Origin of the sequence: Nonomuraea longispora, from assembly GCF_004348345.1 — a bacterium.
Classification (GTDB): domain Bacteria; phylum Actinomycetota; class Actinomycetes; order Streptosporangiales; family Streptosporangiaceae; genus Nonomuraea; species Nonomuraea longispora.
This window is the reverse complement of record NZ_SMJZ01000385.1, coordinates 1-2,927: the sequence shown is the minus strand read 5'-3', so window position 1 is coordinate 2,927 and position 2,927 is coordinate 1. Positions and strand designations below refer to the sequence as shown.

General features: G+C 66.9%; 2 protein-coding genes and 1 pseudogene. All 3 read left to right on the top strand.

All coding sequences use genetic code 11. From position 1 onward, the window contains the following. The first annotated feature begins 120 nt into the window (after window positions 1-120). Window positions 121-936 carry an enoyl-CoA hydratase/isomerase family protein gene (locus E1267_RS43290; protein WP_281283766.1) on the top strand — a complete coding sequence of 272 codons (816 nt, stop codon included), beginning with the start codon at window positions 121-123 and terminating at the stop codon, window positions 934-936. Window positions 937-952: 16 nt separating this feature from the next. Next, on the top strand, window positions 953-2,482 hold the full coding sequence (locus tag E1267_RS43285) for a helix-turn-helix domain-containing protein (RefSeq protein WP_132342063.1): 1,530 nt from the start codon (window positions 953-955) through the stop codon (window positions 2,480-2,482). Between the two features lie 70 nt (window positions 2,483-2,552). Then, window positions 2,553-2,927: pseudogene (locus E1267_RS43280) on the top strand (tyrosine-type recombinase/integrase); the annotation flags it as partial.

The following is a 2,927-nucleotide window of genomic DNA, read 5'->3' as shown; positions in this document are numbered from 1 at the left end:
GAGCGGGAGGGGGCGGTGAAGTTGCCGGCGGCGATGGCGTTGGGTGAGCTGGTGGCGGCGGCGCCGGAGCGGTCGGGGTACAGCGAGATCACGTATGACCGTAGTGATGGTGTGGGGGTGGTGAGTTTCGACTTCTACAACGGGGCGATGTCGACGGAGCAGTGCCGGCGGTTGGCGGCGGCGTTGCGGTATGCGGCGGCGCAGGATACGCGGGTGCTGGTGGTGCGGGGTGGGGAGGTGTTCTCCAACGGCATTCATCTGAATGTGATCGAGGCGGCGCGGCATCCGGAGTTGGAGGCGTGGATGAACATCAACGCCATCAATGCGGTGTGCCGGGAGATCGTGGGGTGTACGGGGCAGTTGGTGGTGACGTCGTTGGGCGGTAATGCGGGTGCCGGTGGGGTGATGATGGGGTTGGGTGCGGATCGGGTGGTGGTGCGTGACGGGGTGGTGTTGAATCCGCATTATCGGACGATGGGGTTGTTCGGGAGTGAGTTCTGGACGTATGTGCTGCCGCGTCGGGTGGGGGCGGAGCAGGCGTTGCGGTTGACGCAGGAGGCGTTGCCGATCGGGGCGGCTGAGGCGGTGGAGCTGGGGCTGGCGGACAAGCTGCTGGTGGGGTCGCGGTTGGAGTTCGAGCGGAGGGTGCTGGAGTACGCGGAGCGGTTGGCGGTGGATCCGGGTTACGATCGGTTGCTGGCGGGGCGTCGGGCGGCGCGGGAGGCTGATGAGCGGCGCAAGCCGTTGGATGCGTTCCGGGCTGAGGAGTTGGCGGAGATGAGCCGGGACATGTTCGATGATCAGAATGGGTTCCGGGCGGCTCGGCGGGCGTTCGTGCACAAGGTGAAGGCTGAGGCGACGCCGGAGCATTTGGCGCGTCATCGGGAGTTGTCCGGCGCGTCGGTGGTGTCGGGCGCTGAGGCATCTCATATGTGAGATATGGTCTCGTGTTGTGGCAGATGATTACCTTGTGCGGATCGGCCGGTTGATCCGGGATGCGCGTCAGCATCGTGGTTGGACGCAGCTGCAGTTGGCGGATGCGCTGGCGACGAGTCAGAGTGCGGTCAACCGGATTGAGCGTGGCAATCAGAACATCAGCCTTGAGATGATCGCCCGGATCGGCGAGGCGCTCGACAGTGAGATCGTGTCGCTGGGTTATGCGGGGCCGATGCATCTGCGGGTGGTGGGGGGTCGCCGGCTGTCGGGTTCGATCGATGTGAAGACGTCGAAGAACGCGTGTGTGGCGTTGTTGTGTGCGTCTTTGCTGAACTCGGGGCGGACGATCCTGCGCAAGGTGGCGCGGATCGAGGAGGTCTACCGGATTCTGGAGGTGCTCGCGTCGATCGGGGTGCGGGCGCGGTGGATCAATGAGGGCAGTGATCTGGAGATCGTTCCTCCGGCTCGGCTGGAGCTGGAGGCGATGGACACGGAGGCTGCTCGGCGTACCAGGAGTGTGATCATGTTCCTGGGGCCGTTGATGCACCGGACGGAGCGGTTCCAGATTCCGTACGCGGGTGGTTGTGATCTGGGGACGCGCACGGTGCAGCCGCACATGTCGGCGTTGCGGCCGTTCGGGCTGGACATCACGGCGACGGGCGGCTTTTATCACGCGCGGGTGGATCGGGAGGTGTCGCCGTCGCGGCCGATCGTGCTGACCGAGCGGGGTGACACGGTGACGGAGAACGCGCTGCTGGCGGCGGCGCGGCATGACGGGGTGACGGTGATCCGTAACGCCTCGTCGAATTACATGGTGCAGGATCTGTGCTTCTTCCTGGAGCAGCTCGGGGTGCGGGTGGAGGGGGTGGGGACGACGACGCTGACGGTGCACGGGCTGGCTTCGATCGAGCGGGATGTCGACTACTCCCCTTCGGAGGATCCGGTGGAGGCGATGAGCCTGCTGGCGGCGGCGGTGGTGACGTCGTCGGAGCTGACGATCTGCCGGGTGCCGGTGGAGTTCCTGGAGATCGAGCTGGCGGTGCTGGAGGAGATGGGGCTCGATTGTGACCGTGGGCGTGAGTACGCCGCGGCCAACGGGCGGACGCGGCTGGTGGATCTGACGGTGCGGCCGTCGAAGCTGGTCTCCCCCATCGACAAGATTCATCCGATGCCGTTCCCGGGGCTGAACATCGACAATGTGCCGTTCTTCGCGGCGATCGCGGCGTCGGCGCAGGGTTCGACGCTGATTCATGACTGGGTGTACGACAACCGGGCGATTTATCTGACGGAGCTGACGCGGCTGGGGGCGTCGGTGAAGTTGCTGGATCCGCATCGGGTGCTGGTGGAGGGGCCGACGCGGTGGCGTAGCGCGGAGATGATGTGCCCGCCGGCGTTGCGTCCGGCGGTGGTGGTGCTGCTGGCGATGATGGCGGCGGAGGGCACGTCGGTGCTGCGGAACGTCTATGTGATCAACCGGGGTTATGAGGATCTGGCTGAGCGGCTGAACGCGCTGGGGGCGCGCATCGAGACGTTCCGCGACATCTAGCGTTTGTGTCGGTGCCGGCCGCTACGGTCTTGCTGGAATTGTGTGGTGTCCAGCGAGAGGGTGGTGGCCGGTGCGGCCTGCGGAGCTCGATCGGGTGACGGTGGCGGAGGCGGCTGACCGTTATGTGGAGTTGGTGCGGGCGCGGACGGTGACGGGGGCGTTGTCGCCGTCGACGGCGGAGGTCTACGCGCGGGACGTGGCGACGCTGGTGGAACTGGCGGGCGAGTCGACGGTGCTGGATGATCTGACGGGCGCGGACGTCGATGCGATTCTGCTGGCGTTCGCGCGCCGGCCCGACGGCAGGCGCGCTGCGGGTTCGCGCGGGCAGGCCGGGCATGGGCAGGGCGACAGGCAGGGCGGGCAGTCGCCGGCGTCGCAGGCGCGGTTCCGGCGGTCGATCTCGGCGCTGTTCAAGCATGCGGCGCTGGCCGGGTGGGTGCAGCTG